This window comes from Vibrio astriarenae, from assembly GCF_010587385.1.
In the GTDB taxonomy this organism is placed as follows: domain Bacteria; phylum Pseudomonadota; class Gammaproteobacteria; order Enterobacterales; family Vibrionaceae; genus Vibrio; species Vibrio astriarenae.
Map to the genome: position 1 here is coordinate 2812792 of NZ_CP047475.1, position 23043 is coordinate 2835834.

At 46.5% G+C, this 23043-nt stretch carries 17 protein-coding genes and 4 tRNA genes; 5 read left to right on the forward strand and 16 right to left on the reverse strand.

The window, feature by feature from the left end:
- Positions 1-53 precede the first annotated feature (53 nt).
- From GT360_RS13095 to GT360_RS13105, 3 genes are all read left to right on the forward strand, one after another.
- Positions 54-941, forward strand: coding sequence for a DMT family transporter (locus GT360_RS13095; protein WP_164649279.1), 888 nt, complete (start codon positions 54-56; stop codon positions 939-941).
- A gap of 256 nt (positions 942-1197) precedes the next feature.
- Positions 1198-2730 (forward strand): 2,3-bisphosphoglycerate-independent phosphoglycerate mutase, encoded by a 1533-nt coding sequence (gpmM, locus tag GT360_RS13100; protein WP_164649280.1) that lies wholly within the window; start codon positions 1198-1200, stop codon positions 2728-2730.
- Positions 2731-2871: 141 nt separating this feature from the next.
- Positions 2872-4002 (forward strand): murein hydrolase activator EnvC family protein, encoded by a 1131-nt coding sequence (locus GT360_RS13105; protein WP_164649281.1) that lies wholly within the window; start codon positions 2872-2874, stop codon positions 4000-4002.
- A 94-nt stretch (positions 4003-4096) separates the two neighbouring features.
- Here the strand turns inward: GT360_RS13105 and GT360_RS13110 are convergent, their stop codons facing one another.
- The 3 genes from GT360_RS13110 to nudC all read right to left on the reverse strand — a co-directional run bounded on the left by GT360_RS13110 (position 4097) and on the right by nudC (position 6981).
- Positions 4097-4735, reverse strand: a complete 639-nt coding sequence (locus tag GT360_RS13110) for a TetR/AcrR family transcriptional regulator (RefSeq protein ID WP_164649282.1) — start codon at positions 4733-4735, stop codon at positions 4097-4099.
- Positions 4736-4879: 144 nt separating this feature from the next.
- Entirely contained in the window at positions 4880-5947 is a 1068-nt protein-coding gene (gene hemE, locus GT360_RS13115) for a uroporphyrinogen decarboxylase (protein ID WP_164649283.1), read from the reverse strand.
- Positions 5948-6189: 242 nt separating this feature from the next.
- Entirely contained in the window at positions 6190-6981 is a 792-nt protein-coding gene (gene nudC, locus GT360_RS13120; protein WP_164649284.1) for an NAD(+) diphosphatase, read from the reverse strand.
- 188 nt (positions 6982-7169) lie between these two features.
- On the opposite strand from nudC, the gene rsd reads away from it, so the two are divergent.
- Positions 7170-7658, forward strand: a complete 489-nt coding sequence (rsd, locus tag GT360_RS13125) for a sigma D regulator (protein WP_164649285.1) — start codon at positions 7170-7172, stop codon at positions 7656-7658.
- A 152-nt stretch (positions 7659-7810) separates the two neighbouring features.
- Here rsd and rpoC read toward each other — a convergent pair whose 3' ends face one another.
- From rpoC to GT360_RS13190, 13 genes are all read right to left on the reverse strand, one after another.
- Positions 7811-12013 (reverse strand): DNA-directed RNA polymerase subunit beta', encoded by a 4203-nt coding sequence (gene rpoC, locus GT360_RS13130; protein ID WP_164649286.1) that lies wholly within the window; start codon positions 12011-12013, stop codon positions 7811-7813.
- A 105-nt stretch (positions 12014-12118) separates the two neighbouring features.
- Entirely contained in the window at positions 12119-16147 is a 4029-nt protein-coding gene (gene rpoB / locus GT360_RS13135; RefSeq protein ID WP_164649287.1) for a DNA-directed RNA polymerase subunit beta, read from the reverse strand.
- 231 nt (positions 16148-16378) lie between these two features.
- On the reverse strand, positions 16379-16747 hold the full coding sequence (gene rplL / locus GT360_RS13140; RefSeq protein ID WP_164649288.1) for a 50S ribosomal protein L7/L12: 369 nt from the start codon (positions 16745-16747) through the stop codon (positions 16379-16381).
- A gap of 57 nt (positions 16748-16804) precedes the next feature.
- On the reverse strand, positions 16805-17299 hold the full coding sequence (gene rplJ / locus GT360_RS13145; RefSeq protein WP_164649289.1) for a 50S ribosomal protein L10: 495 nt from the start codon (positions 17297-17299) through the stop codon (positions 16805-16807).
- Positions 17300-17568: 269 nt separating this feature from the next.
- Positions 17569-18273, reverse strand: coding sequence for a 50S ribosomal protein L1 (gene rplA / locus GT360_RS13150; protein WP_164649290.1), 705 nt, complete (start codon positions 18271-18273; stop codon positions 17569-17571).
- Between the two features lie 4 nt (positions 18274-18277).
- On the reverse strand, positions 18278-18706 hold the full coding sequence (rplK, locus tag GT360_RS13155) for a 50S ribosomal protein L11 (protein WP_164649291.1): 429 nt from the start codon (positions 18704-18706) through the stop codon (positions 18278-18280).
- A 147-nt stretch (positions 18707-18853) separates the two neighbouring features.
- Positions 18854-19402: a transcription termination/antitermination protein NusG gene (gene nusG, locus GT360_RS13160; protein ID WP_164649292.1), complete on the reverse strand. Its 549-nt coding sequence runs from the start codon at positions 19400-19402 to the stop codon at positions 18854-18856.
- Between the two features lie 13 nt (positions 19403-19415).
- On the reverse strand, positions 19416-19796 hold the full coding sequence (secE, locus tag GT360_RS13165) for a preprotein translocase subunit SecE (RefSeq protein ID WP_164649293.1): 381 nt from the start codon (positions 19794-19796) through the stop codon (positions 19416-19418).
- Between the two features lie 241 nt (positions 19797-20037).
- Entirely contained in the window at positions 20038-21222 is a 1185-nt protein-coding gene (gene tuf, locus GT360_RS13170) for an elongation factor Tu (RefSeq protein ID WP_164649258.1), read from the reverse strand.
- A 138-nt stretch (positions 21223-21360) separates the two neighbouring features.
- Positions 21361-21436: transfer RNA gene (locus GT360_RS13175), tRNA-Thr, on the reverse strand.
- Positions 21437-21448: 12 nt separating this feature from the next.
- A tRNA-Gly gene (locus GT360_RS13180) sits at positions 21449-21523 on the reverse strand.
- 35 nt (positions 21524-21558) lie between these two features.
- A tRNA-Tyr gene (locus tag GT360_RS13185) sits at positions 21559-21643 on the reverse strand.
- A 49-nt stretch (positions 21644-21692) separates the two neighbouring features.
- Positions 21693-21768: transfer RNA gene (locus GT360_RS13190), tRNA-Thr, on the reverse strand.
- A 243-nt stretch (positions 21769-22011) separates the two neighbouring features.
- On the opposite strand from GT360_RS13190, the gene coaA reads away from it, so the two are divergent.
- Positions 22012-22935, forward strand: a complete 924-nt coding sequence (gene coaA, locus GT360_RS13195) for a type I pantothenate kinase (protein WP_164649661.1) — start codon at positions 22012-22014, stop codon at positions 22933-22935.
- Positions 22936-23043 lie beyond the last annotated feature (108 nt).

Here is a 23043-nt window from a genome sequence, read left to right on the forward strand (position 1 = left end):
GAATAATCTCGGGCATAGTATCCCCCTCTTAATTCATCGCTCTAGAGGTAGAGATGGGATACGAATGGTTAGCACTTGCCGCCGCCTTTCTTTGGGCAGTGGCAAGCTTAATGTCTGTCACTCCAGCAGCACATTTAGGCACTTTCGCCTACAGCCGTTGGAGAATGGGCTGTACGTCCATCATTCTTACGTCCATGGCGCTCTATACCGGCGGTTGGGCTACCGTCACTACAGAGGCAGTGACTCCTATGGTGCTCTCGGGACTCATCGGGATCTTCATCGGCGATACCGCTTTGTTTGCTTGCCTTAATCGCATGGGGCCGCGTCAGGCTGGTCTGTTATTCTCATGTCACGCCGTGTTTTCGGTCATCTTAGGTTATTTCATTTTCAGCGAGACCATGACCAGCCTTGAGCTCGCTGGCTCATTGTTGGTATTTTTTGGCGTTGCCGGTGCCATCTTCTTTGGACGTAAAAAACCTTCCAACTCGAAACTGGAGCAAATTTCTGGGTCGCTTAGCCTTGGCATTGGATTGGGGCTCCTTGCCGCCTTGTGTCAGGCCCTGGGGGGTATTATCGCTAAACCTGTGATGATGACGGACATTGACCCTGTCGCCTCCTCAGCGATGCGTATGATTTCGGCCTTTGTCGCCCACTCACTGTTTCGCTTAACTGGAGCTAAAATTGCCAAAGCGACTCAGCCGATGAATCGTCGTATCTTCGTGATCACTGCGGTCAACGGATTCATCGCCATGGCAGTGGGAATGACCCTTATTCTCTATGCCCTAAAAGATGGTCATGTCGGCATGGTTGCACTACTGTCGTCCACTACCCCTGTGATGCTCTTGCCTCTGTTATGGATTTATACCAAACAACGACCAAATCGCTACGCGTGGATAGGGGCATTGCTTGCCGTTAGTGGCACGGCACTTTTGGTCTACTAATTTGGAACATATAACTACGACCTATCAAATCAATAGCTACAATATGCTTTATATCTTACGGTTTATCATCAATGATGGCGGTAACAACCTGGATAGACTCACCAAAAATGTTGTTATATAGAGAAATTTCTCGCTCAAGAGGCGGCGATAATTTGATCTTAGCCTACAGTTTTGGGTTAAAAGTGTAGTAAAATTACGCTAATTTATTTCAAGGTCATCCGACTGAAAATTTTTACTATTTGACGAGGTCAATACTATGTCTGCTAAGAAGCCTATGGCTCTAGTTATTCTTGACGGTTACGGTCACCGTGAAGATACCGCAAGCAATGCAATTGCTAACGCGAAAACACCTGTAATGGACGCGCTACTGGCAAACAATCCAAACACTCTAATTTCTGCTTCGGGCATGGACGTAGGTCTACCTGACGGTCAAATGGGTAACTCAGAAGTAGGTCACACAAACATCGGTGCAGGCCGTGTTGTATACCAAGACCTAACTCGTATTACTAAATCTATCGCTGATGGCGAGTTTGCACAAACTCCAGCGCTAGTTGAAGCAATCGACGCTGCAGTAAAAGCTGAAAAAGCGGTACACATCATGGGTCTAATGTCTCCAGGTGGCGTACACTCTCACGAAGATCACATCTACGCTGCGGTTGAAATGGCTGCTGCGCGCGGTGCTGAGAAGATTTACCTACACTGCTTCCTTGACGGCCGTGACACGCCACCACGCAGCGCAGAGAACTCTCTACAACGCTTCCAAGACCTATTCGCTAAACTGGGCAAAGGCCGTGTGGCTTCTCTTGTAGGCCGTTACTACGCGATGGACCGTGACAACAACTGGGATCGCGTTGAAGTTGCTTACGACCTTCTAACTCAAGGCAAAGCAGAGTTCACTTTCGATTCAGCAGTAGCCGGTCTAGAAGCGGCGTACTCTCGTGACGAAAACGATGAGTTTGTTAAAGCAACAGCAATCAAAGCAGAAGGTCAAGAAGACGCAGCTATCGTTGATGGCGATGCAGTTATCTTCATGAACTACCGTGCTGATCGCGCGCGTCAAATCACTCGTGCATTCGTTCCAGCATTTGATGGCTTCGAGCGTGCTGTATTCCCAGCAATCAACTTCGTGATGCTAACGCAATACGCTGCTGACATCCCACTAGCAACGGCATTCCCACCAGCATCGCTAGAAAACACATACGGTGAGTGGCTATCTAAGCAAGGTCAAACTCAGCTACGTATTTCTGAAACAGAGAAATACGCACACGTGACCTTCTTCTTCAACGGTGGTGTTGAAAACGAATTTGAAGGTGAAGAGCGTCAGCTTGTTGCTTCTCCAAAAGTGGCGACATACGACCTACAACCAGAGATGAGCTCTGCTGAACTGACTGAAAAAATGATCGCAGCGATCAAATCAGGCAAGTACGATACGATCATCTGTAACTACCCGAACGCAGATATGGTTGGTCACACTGGCGTTTACGAAGCGGCTGAGCAGGCAATCGAAGCTCTAGATGCAAGCGTTGGTCAAATCGTTGATGCGATCAAAGAAGTTGGCGGCCAAATGCTGATCACTGCTGACCACGGTAACGCTGAGATGATGGTAGATCCTGCAACAGGCGGCACGCACACTGCGCACACGAACCTACCTGTACCTCTAATCTACATCGGTGACAAAGAAGTTGAGTTCAAAGAAGGCGGTAAACTGTCTGACCTAGCACCAACGATGCTGTCACTAACCGGTCTAGAGATCCCAGCAGAAATGTCGGGTGACGTTCTCGTTAAGTAATCTCAACTTAACCAACGACTGACTTCAAACCCTAGCCTCTGTGCTAGGGTTTTTTATTGCTTTTTTCAGCACTTTGACGCCAATATTAGCTGTCTTTAGGTATACTCACTTCTCGTTCATTTAGTAAGGATTGCTGTCTGTATGACCGTCTCTCTTCGAGTCAAATTGCGCTCAACTTGGCTAGGCTTAGCTATGGCTACCCTTGCTCTTATCAACTCACCTCAGACGCTTGCCAACTCTCAGGATGCGCTAAAAGGGGTGAAATCAGAGATCAGTCGCCAGCAAAAATCCCTAGGAAATCAACAAAAAGAGCTCGACAAACTCCAGCAATCACTGAGACAGCAAGAGCTTGCGATTAACGCCAGTGAGCAAAAGATTCGTCAAACACAGCAATCTCTCACGGCAACGAACCAGAAGATCACGGCGCTTAATCAGCGTATTGCTCAACTCGATCAGCAAAGAGAAGCACAAAGTGCCCAGTTAGCAGAGTTACTTAAACTCTACTACATGACACAAAAAGGCAAAGCGCCCGCCAGTATTCTTGGCACCGATGCCGATGAAGATCGCATCAGTCAGTATTTTCAGCATATCGCGAAAGCACGTTCAGCCGCGATTGCTGAGCTCGAAACAACCTACCAAGAGCTCAACCAATCGAAACAGCTACTGTCAGCTGAAAAAAATCAGATCACCGCCCTACTTGAGCAGCAGAAAAAAGAGCAGCAAACACTGGCAAGTAGCCAAAAGCAGCGTAAAGGTACCATCGGCAAGATTCAAAAAAGCATCTCGTCAGATCAACTCTATCTTGCTGAGCTCCAGCGCAATGAAACTCGCCTTCAGGCCGAGATCGCTAAAGCAGCAAAACGCGCAGCAGTGCCTATGGATGGACTAGCCAAACAAAAAGGCAAACTCCCTTGGCCAGTCAAAGGCAAAGTGTTACATCGCTACGGCAGTAAACAAGCGGGGCAAATCGACTGGAAGGGTGTTGTCATCGACGCCAATTATGGACAAAAGGTTAATGCTGTCTATCCGGGGACGATCGTCTTTGCGGATTACTTACGTGGCTATGGACTCGTGATATTACTTGACCACGGCAAGGGAGATATGACGCTATACGGCTTTAACCAAACGCTGTTGAAAAAGGAAGGGGATAAAGTGGCCGCCGGAGAAGCGATTGCCCTTGCTGGCGACACTGGCGGACAAAGCCAGGCGTCGGTCTACTTTGAGCTACGCCGCAATAGTAAGACCTACAACCCAACAAGCTGGCTAAATTAGCCAGTTGTTCACTATAACCTCTTCATGCATGGCAAAGAACCTGCCTCGGTGCTTTACCATGTTCTTATCTGTAAACCACCCCGTGAGCACTAGCCTAATCACTGTGCTTAGCAAGAATACCGTCTTCGAGCATTTGCAGCTGTTCTTTACCTAAAGTTGTAGCTACTGGCTTAACAATAAAAATCATCTGCAACATACCTTGATGCACCACTTGCTCTGTGATCTTCTCATCAGCATTCATAGCTGAACGGTACGCTAACCAACTGCTCGCGATCAAATGCAAAGAGGTTACAAAGTTGGGTATTTCTTCCTCTGTTACATCAATAAGTCCTAATGATAGAAACGTGCGCATAATGTTCTTCAAGTTCGCTTGAAGCTTTGCTTGCACGGCGATGTAGTCCCCATGCAGCGAACTGTCACGCTGAAGAATGTCTGGAAGGTTGGCGTAAAAGAAGCGGTACTTCCACATTAAGGTAAAAATAGAGTCCAGGTATTGCTTAAGTAGTACAAGGCTCTCAGATTGCTCTTGAACTGGCTCAAAGCGCTCTAGTAGTTCATGGGAATAGTTCAGGAATATTTCACGCACGATTTCTTGCTTGTTGCGGAAATGGTAGTAGAGGTTACCTGGACTGATATCAATATGGGCAGCAATGTGGTTAGTGGTAATGGTGCGCTCACCATGTTCATTAAATAGCTCAAGGGCAGCAAGTACAATTTTGTCCCGTGTTTTCATTCTCTTTATCCGCATTTAATGGGGGTATTAGTCTATGTCGAATCTTAACCAAGAGTGTTTTCTCGGTCGTTATCTTTTCTCTAGGAACAAACCGTTTGAAAATCAAATATAAAAACGCCCGAGCAACGTCGGGCGTAAAAGAAATTACTTGTGGTAAGGCTTTGATAGTTCGTGAACCGCTTCCACGAATACACCCGCATTTTCAGGTGGTACATCTAGGTGAATGCCATGACCAAGGTTGAACACATGACCTGTACCTGTATCACCGAACCCTTCTAGAATGCCCGCGACCTCTTCACGGATGCGCTCTGGAGAAGCATACAGCATAGATGGATCCATGTTGCCTTGCAGTGCCACTTTATCGCCGATACGTGCTTTTGCGTCAGCAATATTGATGGTCCAATCTAGGCCTACTGCGTCACAACCTGTCGCTGCAATCTGCTCAAGCCACATGCCACCGTTTTTAGTAAACAGCGTTACCGGTACGCGACGACCATCATTCTCACGAATCAAACCATCCACAATCTTGTGCATGTATTGCAGCGAGAATAGGTTGTAGTCACGCGGAGTCAGTACACCACCCCAGGTATCAAAGACCATCACAGACTGAGCACCGGCTTTGATCTGTGCATTAAGATACTCGATAACACTGTCAGCCAACTTATCAAGCAACAGATGCAGGGTTTGTGGCTCTGCGTACATCATCTTCTTGATCTTAGTGAATGCTTTTGAGCTGCCACCTTCAACCATATAGGTAGCTAGCGTCCAAGGGCTACCTGAAAAACCGATCAGCGGCACATCACCATTCAAGTCTTTACGAATCTGGCGCACCGCGTTCATGACATATTGCAACTCACCCTCTGGATCTGGCAGGCCAATCTTCTCCACATCCGCTTTGCATGCAATCGGCTTATCAAAGACTGGGCCCTCACCCGCGGCAAAGCGCAGCTCTAAACCCATTGCATCAGGAATGGTTAGGATATCTGAAAATAGAATCGCAGCGTCTAGTGGGAAGCGACGTAGAGGCTGAAGAGTGACTTCAGAAGCTAACTCTGCGTTCTTACACAACGACATAAAGTCGCCCGCTTGAGCGCGAGTCGCTTTATATTCTGGTAGATAACGACCCGCCTGTCGCATCATCCACACAGGTGTGTAATCTACAGGCTCTTTAAGTAGCGCACGTAGATAACGATCGTTCTTTAATTCTGTCATTACTTCTTCCCAATATAGACTGTTTTTATCCAAGTTATTTTAACACTGTTCAGTTCAAAAAAGCGCAACGCTTTGCGCCCTGGATCAAGTTATTTACTTTTAACACATTGCTTAATTTGCACCCAGTTCCGATCAGTGTTAAATATTTGTTTGCTAGCGAAAATTACAATTATAAAGAGTTTATGAAACTCGGTATCTCATAACGACATCTTACTTACCCCCTCCTTCTCGGAGGGTTTTTTTTAGCCATGAGATGTGGATTTGATGTCATCAAGTGTTTTCTCAATCAGAGCGCGAGCAATCGTTCCCTGTGGAGCTACCTCAGGCATGTCATCGACCCCAAACCAGTTGGCGTCTGACAACTCTTGATAATCAGGCTTAACCACTCCTCCCGCATAATCAGCGAGAAACGCCATCATCATACTTGATGGGAACGCCCAAGGCTGACTGCCGAAGTAGCGAATGTTGGTCACATCTATGCCAGTTTCTTCCTTAATTTCTCGAGCCACACACTGTTCTAGCGTTTCCCCTACCTCTAAGAACCCCGCAATCACGGTATACATGCCATTGCGATGTCTTGGGTGCTGCGCCAATAGAATTTGGTTGTCTTTTCTCACGGCAACAATAATACAGGGGAATATTCGTGGATAATGTAAGGTACGACAATCACCACACTGCATCGCCAACTGATTATTGTTAAGATGGTTTCGACCACCACAGATTGGACAATAACGCATGGATTGAGTCATGTGCCCAAACTGAATAGCCTTACTCATAAGAAGAAATAAGGGCTCAGGAAAATCTAAACAATCCCTTAGTGAAACCATATCCAATGATTCACTAACATCTACTTCATTTAGCCAATAGTAAGGTTTACCCTGAAAATCCCCCAAATGTCGTGCATTTTCTATGGGTAAGTTAAATTCACTAGCTGTACCTTCTGGCAACTTGCCATCTTGCAGCCAGATTGTGCTGTCTTTCACCACAATCCAACTGACGAAACTTGCTTCATTTATATCACGATTTTTTAACATCCGTGCACCTCATCGCTTGCAGAATCACCATTTTACTGGCAATCTAAATTCATACCAAATATATAAAACTCAGTTGTTGCTAGGGTCTTTGACTCAACAAGAAATAGCATCGGTATCGATAACAAGATGCCTGTTGGAACAAAGGAAATCGGTCTCCTTGTTGGTGATCCAAGCTAGAGGGCAAGCGTATGCTAAACAAATTCAAACAAACACAAGCACAATGGGGTGGCTCAAGCGAAGTCATCGACCACTGGTTAGAGACGCGACAGTCGCTTATCGTCGAGTATTGCAAGCTCGCTAACCTACAACCGTCTTCAAACACCCCAGGGTTGTCACAACTCCCCACCTCTGATGAGTTGCAGAACTTCTGTCAACACCTTGTTGACTACATCTCTGAGGGCCATTTCAAAATCTACGATATGGTCATGGATAAGTGGCGAGCGACCGGTTTTGAGGCCACCGAAGAGATCGATGAGTCTTATGCCAAGATTGTCCTAACCACCGAACCTCTTTTGGGCTTTACTGATCTCTATGCAGACACCAATGAAGAGACGAACTTGGATAATCTTGACGACGACTTATCTAAGGTAGGTGAGATCATGACTTTGAGGTTTGAGAAAGAAGACCAGCTTATCCAGTTGATAGCCGATAGCTTGGCCATTCCACCTGGTGCTTAAGCCTAAACTCAAGTAATGATAAAAGCTTGTCTTCGTGACAGGCTTTTTTATTGTCCAAAGAACATTGTCTAAAGAATTGGCTTTCTTTTGTAAGCGCAAGACGTAAAAAAGGCACCCGAGGGTGCCTTTTATCTATTTACTCAAACTAGCGATTACTCGTCTGAAGAAAAACCAGCATTCAGTAGTGCTGCTAGGTTATCCGTAGCTTGCTCTGCTGATGGGCCTTCTTGCTCTTCAGCACGCTTAGCTTGACGGTCTTGGTGGTAAGCGAAACCGGTACCCGCTGGAATTAGACGACCAACGATTACGTTTTCTTTCAGACCACGTAGGTCATCTTTCTTACCAGAAACCGCAGCTTCGGTTAGAACGCGAGTTGTTTCCTGGAACGATGCTGCTGAGATGAACGACTCAGTTGCTAGCGACGCTTTCGTGATACCTAGTAGGTCACGTTCGAAGCGTGCTGGCTCTTTGCCGTCAGCTTCAAGTTCGCGGTTAGCAATCTTAACGTTCGCGTACTCAACTTGTTCACCAGGTAGGAACTCAGAGTCACCTGCGTGTGTGATAGTACACTTACGAAGCATTTGACGAACGATAGTCTCAATGTGCTTATCGTTAATCTTAACGCCTTGTAGACGGTAAACTTCTTGTACTTCGTTCGCGATGTACTGAGTCACTGCGTGGATACCACGTAGGCGTAGGATGTCATGCGGAGTCTCTGGACCATCTGCAATTACATCACCACGTTCAACCTTCTCACCTTCAAACACGTTTAGCTGACGGTGCTTAGGAATCATCTCTTCGTACGTATCGCCACCCTCACGAGTGATGATTAGACGACGCTTACCTTTCGTCTCTTTACCGAATGACACAGTACCTGTGTGTTCAGCAAGGATCGCAGGCTCTTTAGGCTTACGAGCTTCGAATAGGTCAGCAACGCGTGGAAGACCACCGGTGATATCTTTGTTACCGCCAGACTTCTGTGGAATACGAGAAAGTGTATCACCGATACCTACTTCTGCGCCGTCTTCCATGTTCACGATCGCTTTGCCAGGTAGGAAGTAGTGAGCTGGCATATCAGTACCAGGGATCATTACATCGTTACCTTGCTCATCAACAAGTTTGATAGCTGGACGCATATCTTTACCTGCTGCTGGGCGAGCTGCAGCGTCAGTCACTTCGCTTGAAGATAGGCCTGTTAGGTCATCTGTTTGGCGAGAAACTGTTACGCCGTCGATCATGTCAACGAATTGGATGCGACCTGCCACTTCAGTGATGATTGGCATGGTGTGCGCTTCCCAGTTAGCCACTGTATCACCAGCAGTAACTGCATCGTTGTCTGCTTTCGACAAGATAGAACCGTATGGCAGTTTGTGTTTCTCTTTCGTACGACCGAATTCATCAATGATAGTCATTTCAGAAGCACGAGAAGTAATGACAAGCTTGCCGTCTTTGTTCGTTACAAACTTAGCGTTGTGAAGCTTAACGGTACCTGTTGTCTTCGCTTGGATGCTGTTCTCTGCTGCTGCAGTAGATGCCGCACCACCGATGTGGAACGTACGCATCGTAAGCTGTGTACCTGGCTCACCGATAGACTGAGCAGCGATAACGCCCACTGCTTCACCTTGGTTCACTAGGTGACCGCGTGCTAGGTCACGACCGTAACACTGTGCACAACAACCGAAGTCAGAATCACACGTTACAACCGAACGTACTTTCATTCTGTCTACAGAGTTTTCTTCCATGATCTGACACCACTTCTCATCAATTAGAGTGTTACGTGGGATCAGAACATCTTCTGTACCAGGTTTCAGTACGTCTTCAGCAACGACACGACCAAGCGCAAGTTCTGTTAGGGCTACCTTAACATCACCACCCTCGATGTGAGGCATCATGTCGATACCTTCGTGAGTGCCACAATCGTGTTCGTGTACAACAACGTCCTGCGCTACGTCTACTAGACGACGAGTTAGGTAACCCGAGTTCGCAGTTTTCAGTGCCGTATCCGCAAGACCCTTACGAGCACCGTGCGTTGAGATAAAGTACTGAAGTACGTTTAGACCTTCTTTAAAGTTCGCTGTGATTGGCGTTTCGATGATTGAGCCATCTGGACGTGCCATCAGACCACGCATACCCGCTAGCTGACGAATCTGAGCTGCAGAACCACGAGCGCCCGAGTCAGCCATCATGTAGATGCTGTTAAACGACTCTTGCTGTTCTTCTTCACCGTCACGGTTGATAACCGTTTCAGTTTTCAGGTTGTCCATCATCGCTTTCGCTACGCGATCGTTGGTCGATGCCCAAATATCGATCACTTTGTTGTAGCGCTCACCCGCAGTTACAAGACCAGATTGGTACTGTTCTTGGATATCGCGAACTTCTTCTTCAGCTGATTCGATTTCGTCGTACTTCGCTTGAGGTACAACCATGTCATCGATACCAACAGATACACCAGATAGTGCCGCGTATGCGAAACCAGCGTACATGATTTGGTCAGCGAAGATGACAGTGTCTTTCAGACCTAGCTTACGGTAAGCCTCGTTCAATAGGTTCGAGATCTGTTTCTTACCTAGTTTTTGGTTAACTAGGCTGAACGGTAGACCCGATGGAACGATTTGCCACAGCATTGCACGACCGATAGTTGTATCAACCATCTGAGTGCTAGTTGTGCTGTTGCCGTCTTCATCAACAACTGTTTCTGTAATACGTACTTTAACGCGTGCGTGTAGTTCAGCGGTCTTAGTGCGGTATGCCTTCTCAGCCTCTTCTGGGCCAGCAAGGTACATGCCTTCACCTTTCACGTTGATCTTGTCACGCGTCATGTAGTAAAGACCCAATACAACGTCCTGAGAAGGTACGATGATCGGATCACCTGACGCTGGCGACAGAATGTTGTTTGTCGACATCATCAGAGTACGAGCTTCAAGCTGTGCTTCTAGAGTTAGAGGCACGTGTACCGCCATTTGGTCACCATCGAAGTCCGCGTTGTACGCCGCACACACTAGTGGGTGTAGCTGAATCGCTTTACCTTCGATTAGTACTGGTTCAAACGCCTGGATACCTAGACGGTGAAGTGTAGGTGCACGGTTAAGCAGTACTGGGTGTTCGCGGATAACTTCGTCTAGGATATCCCAAACGATCGCTTCTTCACGCTCTACCATCTTCTTAGCAGCTTTGATTGTCGTCGCCATGCCACGAGTTTCTAGCTTGCTGTAGATGAATGGTTTGAATAGCTCTAGTGCCATCTTCTTAGGAAGACCACACTGGTGCAGACGAAGGTATGGACCTACTGTGATTACAGAACGGCCAGAGTAGTCTACACGCTTACCTAGAAGGTTCTGACGGAAACGACCTTGCTTACCCTTGATCATATCAGCAAGAGATTTCAGAGGACGCTTGTTAGAACCTGTGATCGCACGACCACGACGACCGTTATCTAGAAGTGCATCAACAGACTCTTGCAGCATACGCTTTTCGTTACGTACGATAATGTCCGGAGCAGCTAGCTCTAGAAGACGCTTCAAACGGTTGTTACGGTTAATCACACGACGGTATAGGTCGTTCAGATCTGAAGTCGCAAAGCGACCGCCATCTAGTGGTACTAGAGGACGTAGATCTGGCGGAAGAACTGGAAGCACAGTTAGGATCATCCACTCTGGGTTGTTACCCGATTGAACGAACGCTTCAACTAGCTTCAAGCGCTTAGTGATTTTCTTACGCTTAGTTTCAGAGTTAGTTGTTTCTAGCTCTTCGCGCATCTGCTCGATTTCAGAAGGCAGATCCATTGTGCTCAATAGATCTTTAATTGCTTCTGCACCCATCTTCGCAGTGAATTCATCACCCCACTCTTCTAGACGGTCTAGATACTCTTCTTCAGTAAGCATCTGAGACTTCTCTAGATCAGTCATACCCGGCTCTGTTACTACGTACATTTCGAAGTAAAGAACACGTTCGATATCACGTAGAGGGATATCCATTAGTAGACCGATACGAGACGGTAGTGATTTTAGGAACCAGATGTGAGCAACTGGTGATGCAAGCTCGATGTGGCCCATACGGTCACGACGAACTTTAGTTTGTGTAACTTCAACGCCACACTTCTCACAGATAACACCACGGTGCTTCAGGCGCTTGTATTTACCACAAAGACATTCGTAGTCTTTAACTGGACCAAAAATACGCGCACAGAACAGACCATCGCGCTCAGGTTTGAACGTACGATAGTTGATCGTTTCAGGTTTTTTAACTTCACCGAAAGACCATGAACGGATCATGTCTGGTGAAGATAGACCGATTTTGATTGCATCAAATTCTTCGGTCTTATGCTGTGCTTTTAGAAAGTTTAATAAGTCTTTCACAATCAGCTCCTGTAAGGAGTTAAAAGGAGCCCACCTCTCGATGAGCACCTTCTACCAAATAACCTCTTTGGCTCACTCTTGGCGCTGCGCCAAGAGTGAAAGGGATTACTCTTCGTCTTCTAGCTCGATGTTGATACCTAGCGAGCGAATCTCTTTCAACAATACGTTGAACGATTCTGGCATGCCAGGTTCCATGCTGTGGTTGCCATCTACGATGTTCTTATACATCTTAGTACGGCCATTCACATCATCCGATTTCACGGTTAGCATCTCTTGAAGGGTGTAAGCAGCACCGTATGCTTCTAGTGCCCATACTTCCATCTCACCGAAACGCTGACCACCGAACTGAGCTTTACCACCAAGTGGCTGCTGAGTTACTAGGCTGTAAGAACCCGTTGAACGAGCGTGCATCTTGTCATCAACAAGGTGGTTCAGTTTCAGCATGTACATGTAACCAACAGTTACAGGACGCTCAAACGCATCACCAGTACGACCATCAAACAGAGTTAGCTGACCAGATTCTGGTAGGCCACCTAGTTTTAGAAGGTCTTTGATAGAACGCTCAGATGCACCGTCGAACACAGGCGTTGCGATCGGTAGACCGCCGCGTAGGTTCTTGATCAGTGTGCGAACTTCATCATCAGATAGAGCTGCAACATCGATCTTCTGGCGGGTATCACCAAGATCATAAACCTTCTGAAGGAACTCGCGGAACTTAGCCAGTTCTTGCTGCTCTTTCACCATCTGGTTGATCTTGTCACCGATACCTTTCGCTGCCAGACCTAAGTGTACTTCTAGGATCTGACCGATGTTCATACGCGAAGGTACACCCAGTGGGTTAAGTACGATATCTACTGGCTGACCAGTTTCATCGTAAGGCATGTCTTCAACAGGGTTGATCTTAGAGATTACACCCTTGTTACCGTGACGACCCGCCATCTTATCACCAGGCTGGATGCGACGTTTAACCGCTAGGTAAACCTTAACGATCTTCAGTACGCCAGGTGCTAGATCATCACCTTGTGTGATCTTGCGACGCTTAGTTTCGAACTTCTTATCGAAGTCAGCTTTAAGCTCGTCGTACTGCTCTGCTAGTTGTTCTAGCTGAGTTTGTTGTGCATCGTCTTCAAGCGTTAGCTCTAGCCACTTCTTACGTTCGATAGTGTCTAGTTTCGCTTCCGTGTAACCGCCTTCGATTAGAAGTGCTTTAACACGGTTTAGAAGGCCACCCTCAAGAATTTGGAACTCTTCAGTTAGGTCTTTCTTCGCTTCTTTAAGCTGCATCTGTTCGATTTCAAGCGCACGCTTGTCTTTCTCTACGCCATCGCGAGTGAAGACTTGTACGTCGATAATCGTACCTGAAACAGAGTTTGGTACACGCAGTGAAGTATCTTTAACGTCAGATGCTTTTTCACCGAAGATAGCACGTAGTAGCTTCTCTTCAGGCGTTAGCTGAGTTTCACCTTTAGGGGTTACTTTACCAACTAGGATGTCGCCACCCTTAACTTCAGCACCGATGTAAACGATACCTGACTCGTCTAGTTTAGACAGAGCAGATTCACCTACGTTTGGAATATCAGCCGTGATCTCTTCCGCACCAAGCTTGGTATCACGCGCCACACAAGAAAGCTCTTGAATGTGGATCGTCGTGAAGCGGTCTTCTTGAACTACGCGCTCAGATACTAAGATCGAGTCTTCGAAGTTGTAACCGTTCCAAGGCATGAATGCGATACGCATGTTCTGACCAAGCGCTAGCTCACCAAGGTCTGTTGAAGGACCATCAGCAAGAACGTCACCACGTAGTACTGGTTCACCTGGCATCACACATGGACGCTGGTTGATACACGTGTTTTGGTTTGAACGTGTGTACTTAGTTAGGTTGTAGATATCGATACCCGCTTCGCCAGGAATCAACTCTTCTTCGTTAACCTTAACTACGATACGAGATGCGTCCACAGACTGGATAACACCACCACGTTTAGCAACCGCTGTAACACCAGAGTCAACCGCGATGTTGCGCTCGATACCAGTACCAACTAGAGGCTTGTCAGCCTTAAGTGTTGGAACGGCCTGACGTTGCATGTTCGCACCCATCAATGCACGGTTCGCATCATCGTGTTCTAGGAACGGGATAAGCGACGCAGCGATAGATACAACCTGGTTCGTTGCAACGTCCATGTAGTCGACGTTTTCACGAGGGTGTAGACCAGATTCACCTTTCTGACGAGCAGTGATTAGCTCTTCAGAGAATGTGCCTGCTTCAGTAAGAACTGTGTTCGCCTGAGCGATTACGAACTGACCTTCTTCGATAGCAGATAGGTAATCTACTTCGTCAGTAACAACGCCATCTACAACGCGACGGTATGGAGTCTCTAGGAAACCGTACTCGTTACAACGCGCAAACGCAGATAGAGAGTTGATCAGACCGATGTTTGGACCTTCAGGTGTTTCGATCGGACATAGACGACCGTAGTGAGTTACGTGAACGTCACGTACTTCGAAGCCAGCACGCTCACGTGTTAGACCACCAGGACCCAACGCAGAAATACGACGCTTGTGCGTTACTTCTGAAAGCGGGTTGTTTTGGTCCATGAACTGAGACAGCTGTGAAGAGCCAAAGAATTCTTTAACTGCTGCAGAGATTGGCTTAGCGTTGATCAGGTCTTGAGGCATGATCGCATCAAGATCACCAAGGCTTAGACGCTCTTTAACTGCACGTTCAACACGTACTAGACCAACACGGAATTGGTTCTCAGCCATTTCGCCAACAGAACGGATACGACGGTTACCAAGGTGGTCGATATCATCCACTTCGCCAATACCGTTACGGATAGCGATAAGCTTCTTCATCACTTCGATGATATCAGTTTCGTCTAGAGTACCCTGCTCTTGAGCGTCTTCACGCATGATCGAGCTGTTGAACTTCATACGACCTACAGTCGATAAGTCGTAACGCTCGTCAGAGAAGAATAGGCTTTCGAATAGCGCTTCTGCAGCTTCTTTCGTTGGTGGCTCACCAGGACGCATCATGCGGTAGATTTCTACTAGCGCAGAGATACGGTCAACCGTGCTGTCGATACGTAGCGTATCAGACATGAACGGACCGTGGTCCAGGTCGTTAGTGAACAGAACTTCTAGCGCTTTGTGGCCAGCCTGAGATAGGTTAGCTAGAGCTTCTAGGCTAAGTTCTTGGTTCGCCGCACAGATGATCTCGCCAGTTGCTTCATTGATGTAATCTTTAGAAGCGACTTTACCAACGATGTACTCTACTGGTACTTCGATGTGCTCAACGCCGTCTTTCTCAAGTTGGCGGATATGACGAGCCGTTACACGACGACCTTGCTCAACGTAAGTTGTGCCGTTTGCAGCAATATCAAATGTTGCTGTTTCGCCGCGTAGACGATCCGGAACCAACTCCATAAGTAGAGTTTGATCTTTAACTTCAAAGTTCACCTTCTCGAAGAATAGACCAAGGATCTCTTCTGTCGATTTGCCTAGTGCACGAAGGATGATTGAAGCTGGAAGCTTACGACGACGGTCGATACGAACGTATAGGTTGTCCTTAGGATCAAACTCGAAGTCGAGCCATGAACCACGGTAAGGAATTACACGTGCGTTATAAAGTACTTTACCTGAAGAGTGGGTCTTACCCTTATCGCTGTCGAAGAATACACCAGGGCTTCTGTGCAGCTGGGATACGATAACCCTCTCGGTACCATTAATTACGAAGGTACCATTGTCAGTCATGAGTGGAATTTCACCCATGTAGACTTCTTGTTCTTTAATATCTTTTACAGTACCTGCTGGCGCGTCTTTATCAAAGATCACAAGGCGTAGTTTTACGCGTAGTGGTTTTGAATAAGTTACACCGCGGATTTGACATTCTTTAACGTCAAAAACTGGCTCACCAAGACGGTAGCTAACGTATTGCAGCTCAGAGTTGCCGTTGTAGCTCTGAATTGGGAAAACAGAACGGAAAGCAGCTTCAAGACCGTACTGTCCCTCAGGATCCTGTTCGATGAATTTATCGAACGAATCGAGCTGGATCGATAGCAGGTATGGAATGTCCAACACTTGTGGACGAGTACCAAAGTCCTTACGGATGCGCTTTTTCTCGGTATAGGAGTAAACCATGGGGTTCCTCAGCTCGCTGATAAGTGACCCAAACTGCCTCTCACATTATGAGACAGTGACTAACTGCTGTTTCTCAAGTAGTGACACCCCATTCCTTGGAAATGAAGCGTTTTTTGCTAGATATAGGCGCCGAAAACAGCGGAAAAATTGCCTATACCCTACAGCGCAAAAAGGCTGATGGTTAAAAAACCATCAGCCAATAGCCGTTAGGCTAAGAAGCTCAAGTAATAATTACTTGATTGCAACAGTTGCACCAGCTTCTTCTAGCTGAGCTTTAAGAGCTTCAGCTTCGTCTTTTTCAACGCCTTCTTTTAGAGGTGCTGGAGCACCGTCTACAAGAGCTTTAGCTTCTTTAAGACCTAGGCCAGTTGCGCCACGTACTGCTTTGATAACTTGTACTTTGTTACCGCCAGCAGCTTCTAGGATTACGTCAAATTCAGTTTGCTCAGCAGCAGCTTCGCCACCAGCAGCACCGCCAGCTACAACAGCAGCTGCAGCAGATACGCCGAATTTTTCTTCCATAGCTTCGATTAGTTCAACAACTTGCATTACAGACATTTCTGCAACTGCGTCTAGGATTTGCTCGTTAGTAATAGACATAACAATTCTCTTTTAAGTCAACAATAAGTTTAAATAGCAACCAGTGAAAAGCAAGGCTTATGCAGCAGCTTCTTCTTTTTGGTCGCGGAGTGCAGCGATAGTACGTACCAGCTTGCCAGCAGAAGCTTCTTTCATGCACATCATTAGGCGTGCAATTGCTTCGTCGTAAGTTGGTAGTGTCGCTAGTACTTCAGCATCAGTAACTGCGCCTTCAAATGCAGCAGCTTTAATCTCAAATTTGTCGTTCTCTTTAGCGAAGTCTTTGAAAAGACGCGCTGCAGCACCTGGGTGCTCGTTAGAGAAAGCGATTAGAGAAGGACCAGTGAATGTCTCAGTAAGACACTCAAAATCAGTACCTTCAACCGCACGACGCGCTAGAGTGTTACGCACGACTTTCATGTAAACACCAGCTTCACGAGCTTGTTTACGTAGAGTAGTCATTGCGCCAACTTCAACGCCACGAGAGTCAGCTACAACTGCAGAAAGTGCACCACTGGCTGCTTCGTTGACTTCAGCAACAATTGCTTTTTTGTCTTGAAGGTTTAAAGCCATCTTGGATTTACTCCTGGTTGTCGTTACACCACTCACTATCATCACGACAGTGAGAGCTTATTAGGTGCAGTCCCAGAAGAAAGTTTACTAATTAAAATAAATCTTTCAGTCAGTTCGGGCACCATCTACGTAGGATGATTAAGTTTGACGAGTCAAACACCTACGGTCTTGGACGGAGACTGGAGATTAATTCAGCAGAATCAACTCAGCCCCAACCACAAATATTAGGCGCGAAATTATACACTAATTTCACGCCTAAGCAAATTGAATTAGCTAGCTTGAGTATCCAGGCTTGCTTGATCAACCGCCACACCAGCACCCATAGTAGTAGAGATGCTTACTTTCTTCAGGAAAGCGCCTTTCGCTGAAGATGGCTTAGCTTTCTTAAGAGCAACTAGAAGAGCTTCTAGGTTCTCTTTGATCTGCTCTGCAGAGAAGTTAGCTTTACCGATAGTTGTGTGGATGATACCGTTCTTGTCGTTACGGTAACGAACCTGACCAGCTTTAGCGTTCTTAACCGCTTCAGCAACGTTAGGAGTTACAGTACCAACTTTCGGGTTTGGCATAAGACCGCGAGGACCTAGGATAGTACCTAGTTGACCTACAACGCGCATTGCATCTGGAGAAGCAACAACTACGTCAAAGTTCATTTCGCCTTTCTTAACTTGCTCAGCAAGATCTTCCATACCAACGATGTCTGCGCCAGCTTCTTTAGCTGCTTCAGCGTTTGCACCTTGAGTGAACACTGCTACGCGGATTTCGCGGCCAGTACCGTGAGGTAGTACAGTTGCACCACGTACGTTCTGGTCAGATTTACGAGCATCGATGCCTAGGTTAACAGCAACGTCTACAGACTCAACGAATTTAGCAGTTGCTAGTTCTTGAAGAAGAGCTACAGCTTCGTTGATTTCGTATTCTTTAGTTACGTCAACTTTTTCGCGGATTACGCGCATGCGCTTAGTTAGTTTAGCCATGTTATTAACCCTCTACCACTAGGCCCATTGAACGAGCAGTACCAGCAATTGAACGCTTCATCGCTTCGATGTCAGCACCAGTCATATCAGCAGCTTTAGTTTCTGCGATTTCTTGTAGCTGAGCGTCAGTTACAGTACCCACTTTTTCAGTGTTTGGACGACCTGAACCAGACTTAACGCCAGCCGCTTTCTTAAGAAGAACTGCAGCAGGTGGAGTCTTAGTTACGAACGTGAAAGAACGGTCGTTGTATACAGTGATAACAACTGGAGTAGGAAGACCTTTCTCGATTGATTCTGTTTTCGCGTTGAACGCTTTACAGAATTCCATGATGTTAACACCGTGTTGACCTAGAGCAGGACCAACTGGTGGACTTGGGTTTGCCATACCAGCTGCAACTTGCAGTTTGATATAAGCTTCAACTTTCTTAGCCATGATATATCCTAAGTATTGGGTTCAAACGCTAGCTATACAGCTTGCTCCCCGTGATTTCATAAACAACTTTATTACAGCATTGCTGTAAAAAGGCGCGAAATTATAGTCATAATTCGCGCCTTACACAACCCTTTAAAAGGTGTTTTTTTAATCAAGTTTTTCCACTTGACCAAATTCAAGCTCAACTGGTGTTGCACGACCAAAGATCGATACAGACACTTTCAGGCGGCTCTTCTCATAATCCACTTCTTCAACAGTACCGTTGAAGTCAGCAAATGGACCATCGTTAACACGTACCACTTCACCCGCTTCGTACATTGTACGTGGACGAGGAGCTTCACTTGCTTTCTCAAGACGATTAAGAATCGCATCAGCTTCTTTGTCAGTGATAGGTGCAGGACGGTCAGAGGTACCACCAATGAAGCCCATTACACGCGGAATACTGCGCACTAAGTGCCATGACTCATCGTTCATGATCATTTGAACAAGAACGTAGCCAGGGAAGAATTTACGTTCAGACTTGCGACGTTGACCCGCGCGCATCTCGACAACTTCTTCTGTTGGTACTAGTACTTCACCGAAGAATTCTTCCATGTCGTGCATTTTGATGTGTTCACGTAGAGATTGAGCCACACGACCTTCAAAACCAGAGAAGGCTTGAACTACATACCAGCGTTTTTTTGGAGCTTCACTCATGAATAAAAACCCTCTATACCCCAGTTACGAAAGCAACCAGACGAACCATGATGCCGTCGATGCCCCATAAAGCCAGAGCCATTACAATACTTACAGCTAAAACGATTAACGTTGTTTGCGTAGTCTCTTGACGAGTCGGCCAAACAACCTTGCGAACTTCCATACGAGATTCTTTCGCAAAGCTAATCGCAGCTTTACCTTTCATTGTTGTTGCAGCAACACCAAGTGCAGCGGCGATAAGAACAACAACACCTGCAGCTCGGATTACTACAGACATTTCGCCATACAGGTAATTACCTACAACAGCGGCAGCCGCAAGCGCAAATGCTACGATCCACTTAAATGTGTCTGCGCCATTTGAGCTTTCAGGAGTTTCAGCATTATTTGCTTTCATAAAACCAACCTGTGATAAGTCTTAATATAGACGACAACAACCCCGCTGTTGCAGGGCTCACTACTTTTTGCAGTTTATCCAAACAGAGAAATAAACAACAATTACCTTAGCAATCAAGCAGTTAACTCGATTAAAACTCGACGCTAAAACAAGAAAATATTAATCGAAACTAATAGCCTCTTGTTTCAGCGCAGAAAAAGGGCATCAAATGATGCCCTTTTTACTAGTGTTTCGTCAAATCTTAATCAAAGATTTTAGCAACAACACCAGCGCCTACAGTACGGCCACCTTCACGGATAGCGAAACGTAGACCTTCGTCCATAGCGATAGGAGCGATTAGTTCAACAGTCATTTGAACGTTATCGCCTGGCATTACCATTTCTACGCCTTCTGGAAGCTGGATGTCACCTGTTACGTCAGTTGTACGGAAGTAGAACTGTGGACGGTAGCCTTTGAAGAAAGGAGTGTGACGGCCGCCTTCGTCTTTAGAAAGTACGTATACTTCAGACTCGAACTTAGTGTGTGGGTTGATTGAGCCAGGAGCTGCAAGAACTTGACCACGCTCAACTTCGTCACGCTTAGTACCACGTAGAAGTGCACCAACGTTCTCACCAGCACGACCTTCGTCAAGAAGCTTACGGAACATTTCAACACCAGTACATGTAGTAGTAGTAGTGTCTTTGATACCAACGATTTCTACTTCGTCACCTACAGTTAGGATACCGCGCTCGATACGACCAGTTACAACTGTACCACGACCTTGGATTGAGAATACGTCTTCGATTGGTAGTAGGAACGGCTGGTCTACAGCACGCTCTGGCTCTGGGATGTAAGAATCTAGAGCTTCTGCTAGCTCAACGATCTTGTCTTCCCATTGCTTCTCACCGTTTAGTGCGCCAAGAGCTGAACCTTGGATTACTGGTAGGTCATCACCTGGGAATTCGTACTCAGAAAGAAGTTCACGAACTTCCATTTCTACTAGTTCTAGTAGCTCTTCATCGTCAACCATGTCACATTTGTTCATGAATACGATGATGTATGGGATACCAACCTGACGGCCTAGTAGGATGTGCTCACGAGTCTGAGGCATTGGGCCGTCAGTTGCAGCAACAACTAGGATACCACCGTCCATCTGTGCAGCACCTGTGATCATGTTCTTAACATAATCCGCGTGTCCTGGACAGTCTACGTGTGCGTAGTGACGTGATGGAGTGTCGTACTCTACGTGAGAAGTAGCGATTGTGATACCGCGCTCACGCTCTTCTGGAGCGTTATCGATAGATGCGAAGTCTTTCGCTTCACCGCCGTATACTTTTGCAAGAGTAGTACAGATCGCAGCAGTTAGAGTTGTTTTACCGTGGTCAACGTGGCCGATAGTACCAACGTTAACGTGCGGTTTCGTACGTTCAAATTTTTCTTTAGACATGGTTTGTCCCTCTAGGTACGGATATTAAGTGGCTTTGATGACCACGCTACCAAAATAGTTTGGCAATAAACTTACTCTCAACAACTAAACGTAGTTTAGATGAAAGAAAGTATCAAAAGGAAATGTTTGCTTGAGAGCTGGTGCTGATAGGCAGACTCGAACTGCCGACCTCATCCTTACCAAGGATGCGCTCTACCACCTGAGCTATATCAGCACTCTAAAGGAGTGGAGCGGGCAGCGGGAATCGAACCCGCATCATCAGCTTGGAAGGCTGAGGTAATAGCCATTATACGATGCCCGCACACGTAACTCTTAAACGCTATTTCCTAAAGAATATGGTGGGGGGGGACGGATTCGAACCATCGAAGGCAGTGCCGGCAGATTTACAGTCTGCTCCCTTTGGCCACTCGGGAACCCCCCCACAGAACTTGTATCCATTTTCGTCTTCATTGCCCTAGGCAAAGTGAAAATGGTGCCGACTACCGGAATCGAACTGGTGACCTACTGATTACAAGTCAGTTGCTCTACCTACTGAGCTAAGTCGGCACAAGTGGGGCGCATTCTATTGAATGATTTATTCCCTTGCAATACTAAAAGTAAAAAAAATCGCGAATTTAAACACAATTTTTGTTTGCAGCGTGATTTTGTACAAAAGTTATGCATTAACCACATTAATCTGGCGTCAATATTTGCATTCTATAGTGTGTGCGGTATGTTCCTCGAACAAACACGTATTAGTCTATGATTCGGCTAGCTTTTGATTCAATGAACTCAATAATGGACAAAACCATGACACCTTACCTTAGTTTTGATCGCCAACAGTGGGCTGAACTGCGCAATTCAGTGCCAATGACCCTGAGTGAACAGGACCTGATCGAGCTGCAAGGTGTGAACGAGAGCCTGACGATGGAAGAGGCGGTAGAAATCTACCTGCCGCTTGCTCGCCTTATCAATCTCTATATTGAGTCGCGCCAAGGCCGAAATACCGTGTTAAACAACTTCCTGGGCAATCGCACCAACAAGCCACCATTCATTATTGGTATTGCAGGTAGTGTCGCAGTTGGAAAGAGTACTACGGCTCGTCTTCTTCAAGCACTGCTCTCACGCTGGGACAACCACCCCAAGGTAGAGCTCGTAACCACCGATGGTTTCCTCTACCCGAAAAAGATTTTAGAGGAACGTGACATTATGCATCGTAAGGGCTTTCCTGAGTCGTATGACATTCGCAGACTCGTCGACTTTGTTGCAAAAGCCAAAGCGGGACAGTTTCCTTTGAGCGTGCCGGTATACTCACACCTCACCTATGATATTACCGATGAAGAGTACGTGATTGATACACCAGATGTGATCATCATCGAAGGACTGAACGTGCTGCAAAGCGGTATGGATTATCCCCATGAGCCGCACCGTGTGTTCATTTCTGATTTCTTAGATTTCTCTTTGTATGTGGATGCAGAGCCCGAAACGATTGAACAGTGGTATGTCGAGCGTTTCCTCAAGTTCCGTAAAGGGGCATTTATGGATGAAAACTCTTATTTCCATCACTACACCAAATTAACCGAGCAGCAAGCGATAGACAAAGCTCAGTCAATCTGGGCAAGCATCAATGGTAAGAACCTTTTTGACAATATCCTGCCAACAAGAGAACGCGCTCGGCTGATTTTGAAGAAGGGTGAGAGGCATTTGGTGGAACAGGTACTGCTTAGAAAGTAACTTTATTCTAAATTCTAAGACTCTGCCATCCAAAAAAACCGTCATCCCAACGCCCCGTCATCCTGAACTCGTTTCAGGATCTACTCATCGCACGTGAAATGTCTGCGT